Here is a 482-nt window from a genome sequence, read left to right as displayed (position 1 = left end):
CTACGAGGCCCTGCCCTTCGCATGGCTGGCGCTGGGGCTCTTGCTGCTGCGCCTGCCCGACACCACGGCGCTGCTCGCCCTGCTACCCTGCCTGTGGGGCTGTCGTTGTCTGTGGGCCCGGCGCCATCGCCGCCACCATGCCGAGGGCATAGCACGGCACCTGAGGCGCAGCTCAGCCCACCGGCGCGGGCACTGGCTCCTGCGCTGAGCGGGTACGCTCGACCAGGGTCGCCAGATCCATCAGGGGGTACTTCATCAGGCTGGGCAATGCCTCCAGATCCAGGCTGTCCAGCAGGTTCTTCAGCTCCAGCCCCAGTTCGGTGTCCCCTTCGATCTTCAGCCGGCGCTGGAAGAAGAGGGAGTCCGGATCTTCCTTGCGACCGGCGATCAGGATGAGATCGTGGCTGCAGCCACTGAAGCAGACATCGGCCGCCTCGCAGTCAGGGGCCATCACCAGCCTGCCCTCCTGCGCGCTGATGAAC

At 67.2% G+C, this 482-nt stretch carries 2 protein-coding genes; one reads left to right on the top strand and one right to left on the bottom strand.

Annotated features, from left to right (window positions below):
• A partial coding sequence (locus KW843_RS26660; RefSeq protein ID WP_218298117.1) for a hypothetical protein occupies positions 1-208 on the top strand: 208 nt, incomplete at its 5' end.
• Here KW843_RS26660 and KW843_RS26655 read toward each other — a convergent pair.
• Positions 173-482: SCP2 sterol-binding domain-containing protein (locus KW843_RS26655; protein WP_218298116.1), on the bottom strand; the 310-nt coding region annotated here is incomplete at its 5' end. The genes KW843_RS26660 and KW843_RS26655 overlap by 36 nt on opposite strands.

It is taken from the genome of Acidovorax sp. sif1233 (assembly GCF_019218755.1).
Classification (GTDB): Bacteria; Pseudomonadota; Gammaproteobacteria; order Burkholderiales; family Burkholderiaceae_C; genus Acidovorax.
The sequence above is the reverse complement of the archived record's forward strand: the minus strand, read 5'-3'. Positions and strand labels throughout refer to the sequence as shown.